Source organism: Streptomyces sp. NPDC003042 (genome assembly GCF_053591315.1).
The window spans coordinates 134,792-150,438 of record NZ_JBSFTP010000001.1; the positions used below are offsets into that span (position 1 = coordinate 134,792).

Sequence of the window (15,647 nt, forward strand, 5' to 3'; positions counted from 1 at the left end):
GACCCTCGGCGGAAGATCAGTCGAAGACCAGGTGTCCGGAGGACCCTTTGGGTTCGACTAGCGGTCGACCTCGCCCTTGATGAACTTCTCGACGTTGGCGTACGCCTCGTCGTCGAAGTACTGCACCGGCGGGGACTTCATGAAGTAGCTCGAGGCCGACAGGATCGGGCCACCGATGCCGCGGTCCTTGGCGATCTTCGCGGCGCGCAGGGCGTCGATGATGACACCGGCCGAGTTCGGGGAGTCCCACACCTCGAGCTTGTACTCGAGGTTCAGCGGGACATCGCCGAACGCGCGGCCCTCGAGGCGGACGTAGGCCCACTTGCGGTCGTCGAGCCAGGCGACGTAGTCGGACGGGCCGATGTGGACGTTGTTCTCGCCGAGATCACGGTCGGGGATCTGCGAGGTGACGGCCTGCGTCTTGGAGATCTTCTTCGACTCCAGACGGTCACGCTCCAGCATGTTCTTGAAGTCCATGTTGCCGCCGACGTTGAGCTGCATGGTGCGCTCAAGACGGACACCGCGGTCCTCGAACAGCTTCGCCATCACGCGGTGCGTGATGGTGGCGCCGACCTGCGACTTGATGTCGTCGCCGACGATCGGGACACCGGCCTCGGTGAACTTGTCCGCCCACTCCTTGGTGCCGGCGATGAAGACCGGGAGGGCGTTGACGAACGCGACCTTGGCGTCGAGGGCGCACTGGGCGTAGAACTTCGCCGCCGCCTCGGAGCCGACGGGCAGGTAGCAGATCAGAACGTCGACCTGGCGGTCCTTGAGGATCTGGACCACGTCGACCGGAGCCTCGGCGGACTCCTCGATCGTCATGCGGTAGTACTTGCCCAGGCCGTCCAGGGTGTGGCCGCGCTGCACGGTCACACCCGCGTTCGGGACGTCACAGATCTTGATGGTGTTGTTCTCGCTGGCGCCGATGGCGTCCGAAAGGTCGAGGCCGACCTTCTTCGCGTCTACGTCGAATGCGGCGACGAACTCGATGTCACGCACGTGGTAGTCGCCGAACTGGACGTGCATCAGACCGGGGACCTTGGCCGCCGGGTCGGCGTCCTTGTAGTACTCGACGCCCTGCACCAGCGAGGCGGCGCAGTTGCCCACGCCGACGATGGCTACGCGAACCGAACCCATTCCGGTTGCTCCCTGTTTGTTCTCGGAACGAGGCCTGCGAGATGCAGGCCTCACTTTGCAGTTTCGTCGGACGGGCCGGACCGTCTCTGATCCCGTCCCGCCCGCTCGCTCTCGATGAGCTCGTTCAGCCAGCGCACTTCACGCTCCACGGATTCCATGCCGTGTCGTTGCAGCTCGAGCGTGTAGTCGTCGAGGCGCTCCCGCGTACGTACGAGCGAGGCGCGCATCTTCTCCAGGCGCTCCTCGAGCCGGCTGCGGCGTCCCTCCAGCACTCGCATCCGCACTTCCCGTTCGGTTTGACCGAAGAAGGCGAACCGGGCGGCGAAGGACTCGTCCTCCCAGGTGTCGGGGCCGGTGTGGGAGAGGAGCTCTTCGAAGTGCTCCTTACCCGCGGCCGTCAACCGGTAGACGATCTTGGCGCGGCGCCCTGCGAGTGAAGCGGCGAGAGCGTCTTCCGGGGCGCTGCCCGGCTCTTCGATCAACCAGCCGTTGGCGACCAGCGTCTTGAGGCAGGGATAGAGAGTCCCGTAGCTGAACGCCCTGAAGACCCCAAGTGAGGTGTTGAGCCGCTTGCGGAGCTCGTAACCGTGCATGGGGGATTCGCGAAGCAGGCCGAGGACGGCGAACTCGAGGATGCCGGAGCGCCTGCTCATCCGCCTGCCTCCCTCTGCCTCTGAGTTTATGCCGAGCTGATGTATCGACTCGATACATCCAGACGATAGAACGGGTCGCCCTCAGTGACAAGGGGTGACGTGGTGACCGGTGTCACATCACCAATTTGCAGCACGCAGGTTGCCTGATTTGGGGTGAACTTCGGCACTGGTTGGGTTTTGACCGTGCGTAGTCTGTGCGGCAAGACAACGGGGGAACCGGAATTCACCTGCCGCTTCCAGGCCACTCGCCTGCCCGAGGAGTAGTCGTTCGATGAGCGAGCACCGCCGCAAACAGCAGCAGCCCCAGGCGGGCGGCCGAGCCGCGTCCCGCCGGGCCGCGCAGCAGCGCTCCGGCCGGGGTGCCGGACAGGGACGGGACGTCCCCACCGCCTCACCCAGCGGACCGTACGCAGAACAGACCGGCCGCGGCAGCCGTGCCGATGCCCGCCGGGCCGCCCAGCGAGGATCCGCGGGCCGAGGTCGCGCGGCCGGCAGGGCGGGCAGGGGCGGCAAGGGCGGCGAGCGGCTCATCAACTACCCGCGGGCGGACAAGGACGGCTGGAAGCGTTTCGTGCCGTCGTGGAAGCTGGTCGGCGGCACGGCTCTCGGCTTCTTCGCCGTCATCACGGCTGGCGCCGGCATCGGCATCGCCAGCGTGGGCACACCGGACGAGAACAAGGCCGCCAAGGCGCAGAACAACGTCTACCAGTGGCACGACGGCACCCACATGGTCGCGACCGGCGGCGCGGCCAACCGGCAGATCGTGCCCATCGACCAGATTCCCCTCTCCATGCGGAACGCCGTGATCGCGGCGGAGAACGAGTCCTTCGAGACGGACAAGGGCGTCGACCCGATGGGTATCGCCCGTGCCGTGGTGAACATGGCCACCGGCGGCTCCACGCAGGGCGGCTCGACGATCACCCAGCAGTACGTGAAGAACATGTACCTGGACTCCGAGCAGACCCTCAAGCGGAAGGTCACCGAGCTCTTCATCTCGATCAAGCTGGGTGTGTCGGAAGAGAAGGACAAGGTCCTCGCGGGCTATCTGAACACGGCCTACTACGGCCGCGACGCGTACGGCATCCAGGCCGCCGCCCGCGCCTACTTCGGCAAGGACGCCAAGGAGCTCAACCCGTCCGAGAGTGCCTTCCTCGCATCCGTGCTCAAGGGCCCCAACCTGTACAACCCGGACGGCGGCGTCGGCGCCGCGGCCACCCCGGAGGCCAACGAGAAGCGGGCCCGGGCGCGCTGGGCCTGGGTGCTCGACCGCGAGGTCGAGGTGGGCCGGATGACGCAGTCCGAGCGCGACCAGTACAAGGAGTTCCCCGCGCGCATCGACTCCGCGCAGGCCCGCGGCCTGTCCGGCCAGACCGGCTACCTCGTCGATGTGGCCAAGCAGTACGTCATGAAGAACGCGGATATCAGCGTGGAGAAGATGGCGCTCGGCGGCTACACGATCAGGACCACCTTCCAGAAGGACAAGGTGGAGGCCATGGTCAAGGCGGTGGAAGAGACCCGCAACGACTTCCTCGACGAGAAGAAGCGGCCCGAGTACGACACCTTCGTGCAGTTCGGCGCGGCCTCCGTGGATGTGAAGTCCGGAGCGATCGTGGCCCTGTACGGGGGTCCCGGCATGGACCACAAGCACTTCACGAACAACGCCAACACCTCCGGCGTCCAGGTGGGCTCGACGTGGAAGCCGTACGTGCTGGCGGCGGCCATGCAGTACGGCACCCAGAACTCCAAGGGCGCGGGCATCTCGGTCGACAGCAAGTACATGGCCAACGACCTCACGGTGATCAACAACCGGCAGGGTCAGCCGCTGATGCACAAGGGCAAGCCCTTCCAGCAGAAGAACGAGAGCCCCGAGCCCTTCGGCTATGTGACCCTCGACGAGGCGATGCGACAGTCGATCAACGTTCCGTTCGCCCAGCTCGTCTTCGACGTGGGCCATGCCAAGGTCCGCGAGGTCGCGAGGTCCACCGGAATCCTCGACGAGTCGATGAACCAGGACAACAACGCCTCCTTCGCGCTGGGCACCTCGACCCCCAGTGCCATCCGCATGGCCAACTCGTACGCGACCTTCGCCGCCTCCGGCACCCACTACGAGCCCTTCTCCGTGCTCGGCGTCCAGAAGAACGGCGTGGACGTGGAGGGCTTCAAGCCCCCCAAGGCCGCCCGGGCCATGGACAGCGCCGTCGCCGACAACATCACCAAGGTCCTGCGGAACGTCGTCGAGAACGGCACCGGTACCAAGGCGAAGAAGCTGGGCCGGCCCGCCGCGGGCAAGACCGGTACGACCGACCAGAACAAGTCGGCCTGGTTCGTCGGCTACACCCCGGAGTTGTCCACCTCCGTCACGCTTTTCCGCAGCGACCCCAACTCCAAGAGCAAGGAGTTGATGTCGATGAACCGCGTCGGCGGAGTCGACTCCATCCACGGTGGTGACATCCCCGCGGTGATCTGGACCGAGTACATGCGCGAGGCGCTCAAGGGCACCCCGGAGAAGAACTTCCCGGAGCCCGAGCCCATCGGCGTCATCGCGGACGCCGCCGGCGCTCCCACTCCTCCGCCCCCGGCGCCCGCGTCACCCTCCTTCGAGCCGTCGGCCCCGCCGTCGAGTTCCCGGCCCCCGGTGTCCCCCTCCCCCTCCCAGAGCGGTGACAAGCGGCCTTGCAAGCCGTGGCAGCTGTACTGCGACCCGGAGGCCTCCGGCGGCACCGACAGCGGCGGGACCACGGGCGACCCCACCGGCGGATCCAGCGGATCGCCCTCCCCCTCCAGTTCGGAAGACAAGCCGGGCCGCCCAGGCGGCGTGACCAGCTGGGGAACCACGATGGGCACCTCCGGCTGATCCGGCCTCCACCTCACATCGGCGAGGGCCGTCGCACCCCGTGCGGCGGCCCTCCCCCGTGTCCGGCGCCGTACGGCAGGATGAGCGCATGACCAAGGTGCACCAGGACCGGCCCGTACTGCCCACCCAGCAGGACGAGGTCGCCGCGGCCGGCAGCGAGCTCATCGGCGGCCCGCTCGGCCGCCACGCGCGGACGGGCGGCCACTGGCTGGGTCCGGCCCGCGTCGTGGTCCTCATCGTCCTCGGCATGTTCGCCCTCGGCATGGTGCAGAAGCTGCCCTGCTACGACTGGGCCTGGTTCCGCGGCGCCGGCTCGCAGTACACCCACGCCTGCTACTCCGACATCCCGCACCTGTACTCCGCGCGCGGCTTCGCGGAGGGCCTGGTCCCGTACATCGACAGGTTCCCCGACTCGGCTCAGGACCCGAAGTACGGCGACATGGAGTACCTCGAGTACCCGGTGCTCACCGGGGCCTTCATGCAGGTGGCCTCCTGGCTGACGCCCTCGGACGGCTCCATCCAGCACCGGGAACAGATGTACTGGATGGTCAACGCGGGCATGCTGATGGTCTGCGCCGTGATCATCGCCCTCTGCGTCACCCGCACCCATCGCCACAGGCCGTGGGACGCCCTGCTCTTCGCCCTGGCTCCGGCCTTCGCGCTCAACGCGACGATCAACTGGGACCTGCCCGCCGTCGCGCTGGCCGCCGTCGCGATGCTGATGTGGTCACGCAGCCGGCCACTGCTCGCCGGTGTCTTCATCGGTCTGGCCACCGCGGCCAAGCTCTACCCCGCCCTGCTGCTCGGGGTCCTGTTCGTGCTCTGCTGGCGGGCGGGGAAGTGGCGCGCGTTCGGCGCCGCGGCCGCCGGCGCCGCCGTCACCTGGTTCGTGGTGAACGGCCCCGTCATGTACTACGCCTGGGACGGCTGGAAGCGGTTCTACGTCTTCAGCCAGGACCGGCCCATCGACTTCGGCTCGGTGTGGCTGCTTATCTCCCAACGCACCGGCAACCCCCTGGAGGGGGCCAACGCGTACGCGACGGGCCTGACGCTGCTGCTCTGTCTGGCCATCGGACTGCTCACCCTGACGGCCCCCCGCCGGCCCCGTTTCGCGCAGCTGGCCTTCCTGGTCGTCGCCGCCTTCATCCTGGCCAACAAGGTCTACTCGCCGCAGTACGTGCTGTGGCTCATCCCGCTCGCCGCGCTGGCCCGGCCCCGTTGGCGCGACTTCCTGATCTGGCAGGCCGGCGAGGTCCTGTACTTCCTCGGGATCTGGTTCTACCTCGCGTACACGACCAGCGGGGACAAGCACCAGGGGCTGCCCGTCGAGGGCTACCAGCTGGCGATCACCGCCCACCTGCTGGCGACGCTCTACCTGTGCGCCGTCGTCGTACGGGACATCCTGCTGCCCGAGCGGGACGTGGTACGGCGCGACGGCTCGGACGACCCTTCCGGCGGGGTCCTGGACGGGGCCGAGGACGCCTTCGTGCTGACGCACACGCCGAAGGCGCCGCAGTACGCGGCGCCTTCGGAGGGACAGCGGGTCGACTGGGGCGCGGGCCCCCGGCACTGACCCTCAGGCGTCGAGCACCCGGTCGAACTGCGTGGTGGTGTGGCGCAGGTGCGCCACCAGCTCGTCGCCGACCTTGGGCTCGGTCGCGTCCGAGGGCACGAACAGGATCGATACCTGCATGTGCGGAGGCTCGGCGAACCAGCGCTGCTTGCCCGCCCAGACGAAGGGCGAGAGGTTGCGGTTGACGGTGGCCAGACCCGCCCGGGCCACGCCCTTGGCGCGCGGCATGACCCCGTGCAGGGCCTTGGGGGCCTCCAGGCCCACCCCGTGCGAGGTGCCGCCCGCCACCACGACCAGCCAGCCGTCCGAGGCGGCCTTCTGCTGCCGGTAGCCGAACCGGTCGCCCTTCGCCACGCGCGTGACGTCCAGGACCGCGCCGCGGTACTGCGTCGCGTCGTGGTCACCCAGCCAGAGCCGGGTGCCGATACGGGCGCGGAAGCGGGTCTGCGGGAACTGCTGCTGGAGCCGTACGAGCTCCGCGGACCGCAGGTGGCTGACGAACATCGTGTGCAGCGGCAGCCGGGCCGCGCGCAGCCGGTCCATCCAGCCGATGACCTCCTCGACGGCGTCCGAGCCGTCCGGGCGGTCCAGCGGCAGGTGCAGGGCGAAGCCCTCCAGCCGGACGTCCTCGATCGCCGCCTGGAGCTGGCCCAGGTCCTGCTCGGAGACGCCGTGGCGGCGCATCGAGCTCATGCACTCGATGACGACGCGGGCACCGACCAGACCGCGGACACCGTCCACCGAGGACACCGAGCGGATCACCCGGTCCGGCAGCGGCACCGGGTCCTCGCCCCGCCGGAACGGGGTGAGGACGAGCAGGTCGCCGCCGAACCAGTCCTTGATGCGGGCGGCCTCGTACGTCGTACCCACGGCCAGGATGTCGGCGCCCATCCGGGTCGCCTCCTCGCACAGCCGCTCGTGGCCGAAGCCGTAGCCGTTGCCCTTGCAGACCGGGATCAGTCCGGGGAACTGGTCCGTGATCTGCTTCTGGTGCGCACGCCAGCGCGCGGTGTCGACGTAGAGCGTGAGCGCCATGCCCGTCCGGAGCCTCTCTTGAACGCTGCCTGGTGCAGCGGTGCGGTGTGTGTGGATGGGGCGGGGGTCAGCGGCGGGACATATACATGTCGAGCGCCTTGTGCAGCAGCTTGTTCAGCGGGAAGTCCCACTCGCCGACGTACTCGACGGCCTCGCCGCCCGTGCCGACCTTGAACTGGATCAGGCCGAACAGGTGGTCGTTCTCGTCCAGCGTGTCGCTGATGCCGCGCAGGTCGTAGACGCTCGCGCCGAGCGCGTACGAGTCGCGCAGCATGCGCCACTGCATCGCGTTCGAGGGACGGACCTCGCGCTTGTGGTTGGCGGAGGCGCCGTACGAGTACCAGACGTGCTGGCCGACGGTGAGCATCGTGGCGGCGGCCAGCGGCTCCCCTTCGTGGGTGGCGATGTACAGCCGCATGCGGTTGGGGTCCTCGGAGTTGAGGGCCGTCCACTGGCGCTGGAAGTAGCTGAGCGGGCGCGGGCGGAACTTGTCGCGCTCGGCCGTGATCTCGTACAGGTGCTGCCAGGTGGGCAGGTCGTCGTAACCACCCTGGACGACCTCGACGCCGGCCTTCTCGGCCTTCTTGATGTTGCGGCGCCACAGCTGGTTGAAGCCCTTGAGGACATCGTCCAACGAGCGGTTGCCCAGCGGTACCTGGAAGACGTAGCGCGGCTGGACGTCGCCGAATCCGGCACCGCCGTCCTCGGCCTGCTGCCAGCCCATGCGGCGCAGTTTGTCGGACACCTCGAAGGCGCGCGGCTCGATGACCGAGGCCTCCACGTCACGCAGACGCTTGACGTCCGGGTCCTGGATGCCGGCCTTGATGGCGGTCGAGTTCCAGCGCCGGATGACGACGGGCGGGCCCATCTTCACGGTGAAGGCGCCCTGGTGCTTGAGGTGGGCCAGCATCGGCTGGAGCCACTCCTCCAGGTTCGGGGCGTACCAGTTGATGACCGGGCCCTCGGGGAGGTAGGCGAGGTACCGCTTCACCTTGGGCAGCTGGCGGTACAACACGAGAGCGGCGCCGACGAGTTCGCCGGAGTCGTCGAACCAACCCAGGTTCTCCGAACGCCACTCGTTCTTCACGTCGGCCCACGCCGGGACCTGGCAGTGGCTCGCCGAGGGCAGGCTCTGGAGGTAACCCAGATGCTGCTCTCGGCTGATGGTCCTCAGGGACAGGCTCATGCGGGGCGTCTCCTCCGGCGGCTTCGCTGGCTATGGCGCGAAGCCTACTGCGACGGGGGCGCCACCCATCTGGGGGACGGGGCCGCCCGTCCTGGTGGAGGGCGGTGCCCCCGTCGCGGAGGTCCCCCGGTCAGCCCAGCCAACCGCCGAAGAGGCCGCCGTGAGCCATGCCGAGGAAGAAGCCGATGGCTGCCGCGCCAAGGCCGATGATCAGTGCGAAGCGCTCGCGTGTCGTGACGGAGATGAACTGTCCGTACGCCCCCGTCAGGATCCCGATCAGACCGGCCCACGAGCTGAGCAGGTGCAGGTTGTGGAAGAACGCAGTGACGAACGCCACGGCGCCGAGGATCAGCGTGACCGCCATCAGGGTGTTCTGGAGCGGGTGGGGCTTGCCGTCGGTCGCGAAGAGCGAGATCTGGGACTGGGGTCGCATGGCCTGTGCCATCGGAAGGCACCTCCTGGCTGAAGCAGAGCGGTGCTGCGGGGCCGCCGCCGGAAGAGGCCGGGGGCGTAGCGCCGAGCACACCCGATGGATACAGATTGTGGCCCTCTCCCGGCGGATTTCAACCGGAAGGAGTCGAGCAGGTAGTCTGTACGGTCTGCGCGGTGTCTGTTCTCGGACGCCGTGCTTACGCATCACGACCCTCCTGCCACGGAACGACCGTGGCCGCTGAGTCCAAAGGAGGTGGGTTCCACATGCGTCACTACGAAGTGATGGTCATCCTCGACCCCGATCTCGAGGAGCGCGCTGTCTCCCCGCTGATCGAGAACTTCCTCTCCGTCGTCCGTGAGGGCAACGGAAAGGTTGAGAAGGTCGACACCTGGGGCCGTCGTCGTCTCGCTTACGAGATCAAGAAGAAGCCCGAGGGCATCTACTCGGTCATCGACCTGCAGGCCGAGCCTGCGGTCGTCAAGGAGCTCGACCGCCAGATGAACCTGAACGAGTCGGTTCTCCGGACCAAGGTCCTTCGCCCCGAGACCCACTGAACTTCGGTTCAGCGGTAATCGGGACCGAGTAGCACACAGCAGCCCAGCAGCAATCCCCGCCGAGAGGTTCATCCATGGCAGGCGAGACCGTCATCACGGTCGTCGGCAATCTCGTCGACGACCCCGAGCTGCGCTTCACCGCATCGGGTGCGGCGGTCGCGAAGTTCCGTATCGCGTCCACTCCCCGCACTTTCGACAAGCAGACCAATGAGTGGAAGGACGGCGAGAGCCTGTTCCTGACCTGCTCGGTCTGGCGGCAGGCCGCGGAGAACGTCGCCGAGTCCCTTCAGAAGGGCATGCGCGTCGTCGTGCAGGGCCGGCTGAAGCAGCGGTCCTACGAGGACCGTGAGGGCGTCAAGCGCACGGTCTACGAGCTGGACGTCGACGAAGTCGGCCCCAGCCTGAAGAACGCCACGGCCAAGGTCTCCAAGACCACCGGTCGCGGCGGCCAGGGCGGATACGGCGGCGGCGGTCAGCAGCAGGGTGGCGGCGGCAACTGGGGCGGAGCCCCCGGTGGCGGCGGCGCTCCTCAGGGCGGCGGAGGTCCCTCCGACGACCCGTGGGCGTCCAGCGCGCCGGCCGGTGGCCAGCCGCAGGGCGGCGGCGGGGGCGGTTGGGGCGGAAGCTCCGGCGGCTCCGGCGGTGGCTACTCGGAAGAGCCGCCCTTCTAGGGCAGCTCGCATCCCCACTTCTTGATCACACAGGAGAGACACAATGGCGAAGCCGCCTGTGCGCAAGCCTAAGAAGAAGGTCTGCGCTTTCTGCAAGGACAAGACCGTGTACGTGGACTACAAGGACACGAACATGCTGCGGAAGTTCATTTCCGACCGCGGCAAGATCCGTGCCCGCCGCGTCACCGGCAACTGCACGCAGCACCAGCGTGACGTCGCCACGGCCGTCAAGAACAGCCGTGAGATGGCGCTGCTGCCCTACACGTCCACCGCACGATAAGGAAAGGGTGACCGACTAATGAAGATCATCCTGACCCACGAGGTTTCTGGCCTCGGTGCCGCCGGCGATGTCGTCGACGTCAAGGACGGTTACGCTCGCAACTACCTGGTCCCGCGTGGTTTCGCGATCCGCTGGACCAAGGGTGGCGAGAAGGACGTGGCGCAGATCCGCCGCGCCCGCAAGATCCACGAGATCGCGACCATCGAGCAGGCCAACGAGATCAAGGCCAAGCTCGAGGGTGTGAAGGTCCGTCTGGCCACCCGCGCGGGTGACGCCGGTCGTCTCTTCGGTTCCGTCACCCCGTCCGACATCGCCACGGCGATCGAGGCGTCCGGTGGTCCGAAGGTCGACAAGCGTCGCGTGGAGCTCGGCTCCCCGATCAAGACCCTCGGTTCGTACCAGGTCTCCGTGCGTCTGCACGGCGAGGTTGCCGCGAACGTGGGCATCGAGGTCGTCGCCGCCTAAGGGCGGCGCATGAAGGGCCGCACCCCAGTGGGGTGCGGCCCTTCGTCGTTCTTCGTTGTCTCACAGCGATGTTTCACGTGCAACATCGACCCGGACGCCCACCGGTCAGCGGGTGGCTCCCGCGACCAGCCACCGGCCCGAGCGGGCGCGCAGCTGGAGCGTGACCATACGAACCAGCATCATCAGCGTCATGGCCCACCACAGAGCCGTGAGTCCGCCGCCGAAGGCGGGGACGAGCAGTGCGGCCGGAGCGAACACGGCGAGGGTCAGGAGCATGGCCCAGGCGAGGTAGCGGCCGTCACCCGCACCCATCAGCACTCCGTCCAGGACGAAGACGATGCCGCAGACCGGCTGGGCGAGGGCCACGACCAGCAGGGCGGGCAGCAGGGCGTTCTCGACGGCGGGATCGCTGGTGAAGAGCGGGATGAACACCGGGCGGGACAGGGCGACCAGCAGGCCGAGCACCGCGCCGACGGCGATCCCCCACTGCACCATGCGGCGACAGACCTCCTTGGCGCCCTCGGTGTCGCCGGCGCCCAGGTAGCGGCCGATGATCGCCTGCCCCGCGATCGCGATCGCGTCCAGGGCGAAGGCGAGCAGCGACCAGAGGGACACCAGGATCTGGTGAGCGGCGATGTCGGCGTCACCCAGCCGGGCCGCCACGGCGGTCGCGATCATCAGGATGGCCCGCAGGGACAGGGTGCGGATCAGGAGCGGCACACCCGCCTGTGCACAGGCTCGGATGCCGACCGCGTCCGGCCGCAGGGACCCGCCGTGCTTCCGGGCCCCTCGGACGACCACGAAGAGGTACGCGGCCGCCATGGCGCACTGGGCGATGACCGTGCCCCAGGCGGAGCCGGCTACGCCCAGGCCCGCACCGTAGACGAGGGCCACGTTCAGGACGCCGTTGAGGGTGAAGCCGCCGATGGCCACGTAGAGCGGTGTCCGGGTGTCCTGGAGCCCGCGCAGGACGCCGGTGGCCGCCAGCACCATGAGCATGGCCGGGATGCCGAGGGCGGAGATCCGCAGGTAGGTGATCGCGAACGGGGCGGCGGTGTCCGAGGTCCCGAAGAGGGAGATCAGCCACGGCGCGGTGGGCAGCACGGCGACGGCGACGGCCGTCCCGAGCAGGAGGGCGAGCCAGATGCCGTCCATGCCCTGCCGGATGGCGGCCGGGACGTCGCCCGCTCCCACCCGTCGGGCAACGGCGGCGGTGGTTGCGTAGGCGAGGAAGACGAAGACGCTCACGGCGGTCATGAGCAGAGCGGCGGCGATGCCGAGGCCGGCGAGCTGGGGCGTGCCCAGGTGTCCCACGATGGCGCTGTCGACCAGCACGAAGAGGGGTTCGGCGACGAGGGCGCCGAAGGCGGGGACCGCGAGAGCGAGGATCTCGCGGTCGTGTCGTCTCGGACCGGTCTTCGATGGCGTGGGGGCCTGTGTCATGCGCTCAATCTAATCTTCCACAGGTAAGAGATGCAAGCGCCTTTGAGTCCTTACCAAGGCGCTGACTTGGGCGTTCTCCGCACCCCGTTGGGGGCGATCTTGAGACAGTGGCCAAGAATTTTCTCCACCCCCGCTGTCGGAGGCGAAAACCGCAGGTCAACGCCGTGGACATGCGGGCTGGGTGATTTTGTCCACAACGCCGTCCCCCGGTCCGTGCACAGCTTCGGGGGAGTTACCCACAGCATTGGTGCCGTCATCCACATCTCATCCACACAGCCTGTGGATAACAAGATTGGCTGACGTCGCTCGCGGCTCTACCGTGGTGCGTTGCCCGACGCGCCCAGAAGCCGATCCGGGTGCCCCACATGTCAGAGCCGTGTCGTAGAAAGAGTGGCACGGCAAGGTCCGCTTTGCGGACGGGAGGAGGCGGCCCGGTGAACATGCCCGAGCCCATGGACGACCCTTGGGCCGACAGCGGTCCTGGTGACCGTCTGCCCGCCCGTCCACGCCGCAACGGCGAAGGCCGCGGTCGTGGGGACGACCAGCACGACCGAGGCCGGGAGAGCGGCTCCTGGGATGGCGGAGCCGGCGGCTTCGAGCGCGTCCCGCCGCAGGACCTCGACGCCGAGCAGTCGGTGCTCGGCGGCATGCTGCTGTCCAAGGACGCGATCGCGGACGTGGTCGAGGTCCTCAAGGGCCACGACTTCTACCGGCCCTCGCACGAGACGATCTTCCAGGCCATCCTCGACCTCTACGCCAAGGGAGAGCCGGCCGACCCGATCACGGTCGGCGCGGAGCTGACCCGGCGTGGCGAGATCACCAAGGTCGGCGGTGCCTCGTACCTGCACACCCTGGTGCAGTCCGTGCCGACCGCGGCCAATGCCGAGTACTACGCGGAGATCGTCCACGAGAGGGCCGTTCTGCGGCGCCTGGTCGCCGCCGGTACGAAGATCACGCAGATGGGTTACGCGGCGGACGGCGACGTCGACGAGATCGTCAACAGCGCCCAGGCCGAGATCTACGCCGTCACCGAGCAGCGGACCTCCGAGGACTACCTGCCGCTGGGCGACATCATGGAGGGCGCCCTCGACGAGATCGAGGCGATCGGGTCGCGCAGCGGCCAGATGTCGGGTGTCCCGACCGGATTCACCGACCTCGACTCCTTGACCAACGGCCTGCACCCGGGCCAGATGATCGTCATCGCCGCCCGACCCGCCATGGGAAAGTCCACGCTCGCGCTGGACTTCGCTCGGGCCTGCTCCATCAAGAGCAACCTGCCGAGCGTCATCTTCTCCCTCGAAATGGGCCGCAACGAGATCGCGATGCGTCTGCTCTCGGCCGAGGCCAGGGTGGCGCTCCACCACATGCGCTCCGGCACGATGACCGACGACGACTGGACCCGGCTGGCCCGCCGGATGCCGGACGTCTCGGCCGCCCCGCTGTACATCGACGACTCGCCGAACCTGTCGATGATGGAGATCCGGGCCAAGTGCCGCAGGCTCAAACAGCGCAACGACCTCTCGCTCGTCGTCATCGACTACCTCCAGCTGATGCAGTCGGGCGGCTCACGCCGGCCCGAGAGCCGCCAGCAGGAGGTCTCGGACATGTCCCGAAACCTCAAGCTGCTGGCCAAGGAGCTCGAGGTTCCGGTGATCGCCCTGTCCCAGCTGAACCGTGGTCCCGAGCAGCGCACCGACAAGAAGCCGATGGTCTCCGACCTGCGTGAGTCGGGGTCCATCGAGCAGGACGCCGACATGGTGATCCTGCTGCACCGCGAGGACGCCTACGAGAAGGAGTCCCCCCGCGCGGGCGAGGCGGACCTGATCGTGGCCAAGCACCGAAACGGTCCCACCGCCACCATCACCGTGGCCTTCCAGGGCCACTATTCGCGGTTCGTGGACATGGCCAACACGTAGCATCCGCTCATGAATTCGCTCCCCGAAGAACTTGAGCTGCTTCCTGCCACCAGACGTGCGCTGAGCCACCGGATCGCCGTGGCGCAGAGCGAGGGGCGGGCGCCGTCCGTGGTGGCGGCGGTCGTCCGGGGCGGGGAGGTGGTCTGGGAGGGTTCCCGCACCTCCGTCGCCGGGCACGGGCCGGACGGGAACGTGCAGTACCGGATCGGGTCGATCACCAAGACGTTCACGGCCGTTCTCGTGTTGCGGCTGCGGGACGAGGGACTGCTGGACCTCTCCGATCCGCTGGACAAGCACCTGCCGGGCACCGGTGCGGGTGAGGTGACGATCGGCCAGTTGCTGGCCCACACCGGAGGACTGGCGGCGGAAACGCCCGGCGAGTGGTGGGAGCGCACCTCCGGTGAACTTCGGCCGGAGCTCGCCGATGTGCTGGGTGAGGAGCCGTTCCGGCACGCTCCGGGGCGCAGGCACCACTACTCCAACCCGGGTTACACGTTGCTGGGTTCGCTCGTCGAGGCGCTGCGCGGAAAGCCGTGGGAAGAGGTGCTGCGGGCCGAGGTGCTGGAACCGCTGGGGCTGAACCGTACGAGCGGGCTGCCGCAGGCTCCGCATGCGGGCGGCTGGGCCGTGCATCCGTGGGCTGACGTGATGATGCCCGAGCCGCTGGAGGATCTGGGACTGATGGCACCGGCCGGCGTGCTGTGGTCCACGACGGGGGACTTGGCGCGGTTCGCCGCGTTCCTGCTGCGGGGGGACGAGCGGGTGCTGAGCGCGGAGAGCGTACGGGAGATGTGTACGTCGGCGGCGCCCCCCGAGCCGGATTTCGCCGAGCTGGGCTACGGCCTAGGGATGCAGCTGACGGCCCAAGGCGGGCGGCGGCTCGTAGGACACTGCGGTTCCCTGCCGGGGTTCGTCGCGGGGCTGTGGATGAGCGGGACGGACGACGTGGCGGCGATCGTGCTGGCCAACTGCACCTCGGGGCTGCCGGTTTCCACAGTGGCGGCGGACCTCGTCGCGATCGTCGCGGAGGCGGAGCCACGGTTCCCCGACCCGTGGATGCCGTTCGCGCAGGACGATCAGGTGCCGCTGGAGCTGTGCGGTCCCTGGTACTGGGGCACCTCGGCGCACGCGCTGCGGCTGAAGGCGGACGGATCGCTGGAACTGGGGCCGCTGGGCGCCACCGGACGCGCGGCCCGGTTCCGTGCCGAGCTGGACGGTACGTGGACGGGCCTGTCGGGGTATTACGCCGGTGAGACGTTGCGGGCGGTGCGGCGTGCCGACGGCTCGGTGAGCCACCTCGACCTGGCGTCGTTCGTGTTCACGCGTGAGCCCTACGACGCCCAGGCCCCGGTGCCCGGCGGGGTGGACCCGAAGGGCTGGCGGGGCATCGGCTGACGGCTCCCGATGACTCCCGACGGCTCGGACCGGGACCGGAATCGGGACC

The 15,647-nt window shown here is 68.5% G+C and carries 14 protein-coding genes; 8 read left to right on the forward strand and 6 right to left on the reverse strand.

Features of this window, described 5'->3' with window-relative positions:
- Window positions 1–57 precede the first annotated feature (57 nt).
- Together ACWDYJ_RS00580 and ACWDYJ_RS00585 are read right to left on the reverse strand one after the other, a co-directional pair.
- Window positions 58–1,140, reverse strand: a complete 1,083-nt coding sequence (locus ACWDYJ_RS00580; RefSeq protein ID WP_451563224.1) for an inositol-3-phosphate synthase — start codon at window positions 1,138–1,140, stop codon at window positions 58–60.
- Between the two features lie 50 nt (window positions 1,141–1,190).
- Complete coding sequence (locus ACWDYJ_RS00585; protein ID WP_451563225.1) at window positions 1,191–1,793, reverse strand: helix-turn-helix transcriptional regulator; 603 nt, start codon at window positions 1,791–1,793, stop codon at window positions 1,191–1,193.
- A gap of 271 nt (window positions 1,794–2,064) precedes the next feature.
- Between ACWDYJ_RS00585 and ACWDYJ_RS00590 the strand changes: the two genes are divergently transcribed.
- Together ACWDYJ_RS00590 and ACWDYJ_RS00595 are read left to right on the forward strand one after the other, a co-directional pair.
- Window positions 2,065–4,647 carry a transglycosylase domain-containing protein gene (locus ACWDYJ_RS00590; protein WP_451563226.1) on the forward strand — a complete coding sequence of 861 codons (2,583 nt, stop codon included), beginning with the start codon at window positions 2,065–2,067 and terminating at the stop codon, window positions 4,645–4,647.
- A gap of 88 nt (window positions 4,648–4,735) precedes the next feature.
- A complete protein-coding gene (locus ACWDYJ_RS00595; protein ID WP_451563227.1) occupies window positions 4,736–6,220 on the forward strand; it encodes a glycosyltransferase family 87 protein in 1,485 nt (494 codons plus the stop codon).
- Window positions 6,221–6,223: 3 nt separating this feature from the next.
- Here ACWDYJ_RS00595 and ACWDYJ_RS00600 read toward each other — a convergent pair whose 3' ends face one another.
- The 3 genes from ACWDYJ_RS00600 to ACWDYJ_RS00610 all read right to left on the reverse strand — a co-directional run bounded on the left by ACWDYJ_RS00600 (window position 6,224) and on the right by ACWDYJ_RS00610 (window position 8,886).
- Window positions 6,224–7,255, reverse strand: coding sequence for an alanine racemase (locus ACWDYJ_RS00600; protein WP_451563228.1), 1,032 nt, complete (start codon window positions 7,253–7,255; stop codon window positions 6,224–6,226).
- A 67-nt stretch (window positions 7,256–7,322) separates the two neighbouring features.
- Window positions 7,323–8,441, reverse strand: a complete 1,119-nt coding sequence (locus ACWDYJ_RS00605; protein WP_451563229.1) for a lipid II:glycine glycyltransferase FemX — start codon at window positions 8,439–8,441, stop codon at window positions 7,323–7,325.
- 130 nt (window positions 8,442–8,571) lie between these two features.
- Window positions 8,572–8,886: a hypothetical protein gene (locus ACWDYJ_RS00610; RefSeq protein WP_451563230.1), complete on the reverse strand. Its 315-nt coding sequence runs from the start codon at window positions 8,884–8,886 to the stop codon at window positions 8,572–8,574.
- Window positions 8,887–9,137: 251 nt separating this feature from the next.
- On the opposite strand from ACWDYJ_RS00610, the gene rpsF reads away from it, so the two are divergent.
- The 4 genes from rpsF (at window position 9,138) to rplI (ending at window position 10,844) form a co-directional block, all read left to right on the forward strand.
- Window positions 9,138–9,428 carry a 30S ribosomal protein S6 gene (gene rpsF, locus ACWDYJ_RS00615; RefSeq protein ID WP_004950685.1) on the forward strand — a complete coding sequence of 97 codons (291 nt, stop codon included), beginning with the start codon at window positions 9,138–9,140 and terminating at the stop codon, window positions 9,426–9,428.
- A gap of 74 nt (window positions 9,429–9,502) precedes the next feature.
- A complete protein-coding gene (locus ACWDYJ_RS00620) occupies window positions 9,503–10,099 on the forward strand; it encodes a single-stranded DNA-binding protein (RefSeq protein WP_451563231.1) in 597 nt (198 codons plus the stop codon).
- 43 nt (window positions 10,100–10,142) lie between these two features.
- Window positions 10,143–10,379: a 30S ribosomal protein S18 gene (gene rpsR, locus ACWDYJ_RS00625; RefSeq protein WP_003956534.1), complete on the forward strand. Its 237-nt coding sequence runs from the start codon at window positions 10,143–10,145 to the stop codon at window positions 10,377–10,379.
- A gap of 18 nt (window positions 10,380–10,397) precedes the next feature.
- Window positions 10,398–10,844, forward strand: coding sequence for a 50S ribosomal protein L9 (gene rplI, locus ACWDYJ_RS00630; RefSeq protein ID WP_451563232.1), 447 nt, complete (start codon window positions 10,398–10,400; stop codon window positions 10,842–10,844).
- 105 nt (window positions 10,845–10,949) lie between these two features.
- Here rplI and ACWDYJ_RS00635 read toward each other — a convergent pair whose 3' ends face one another.
- Complete coding sequence (locus ACWDYJ_RS00635) at window positions 10,950–12,287, reverse strand: MATE family efflux transporter (protein ID WP_451563233.1); 1,338 nt, start codon at window positions 12,285–12,287, stop codon at window positions 10,950–10,952.
- A 452-nt stretch (window positions 12,288–12,739) separates the two neighbouring features.
- On the opposite strand from ACWDYJ_RS00635, the gene dnaB reads away from it, so the two are divergent.
- Entirely contained in the window at window positions 12,740–14,203 is a 1,464-nt protein-coding gene (gene dnaB / locus ACWDYJ_RS00640) for a replicative DNA helicase (RefSeq protein WP_451563353.1), read from the forward strand.
- A 9-nt stretch (window positions 14,204–14,212) separates the two neighbouring features.
- A complete protein-coding gene (locus ACWDYJ_RS00645; RefSeq protein WP_451563234.1) occupies window positions 14,213–15,598 on the forward strand; it encodes a serine hydrolase domain-containing protein in 1,386 nt (461 codons plus the stop codon).
- Window positions 15,599–15,647: the final 49 nt, after the last annotated feature.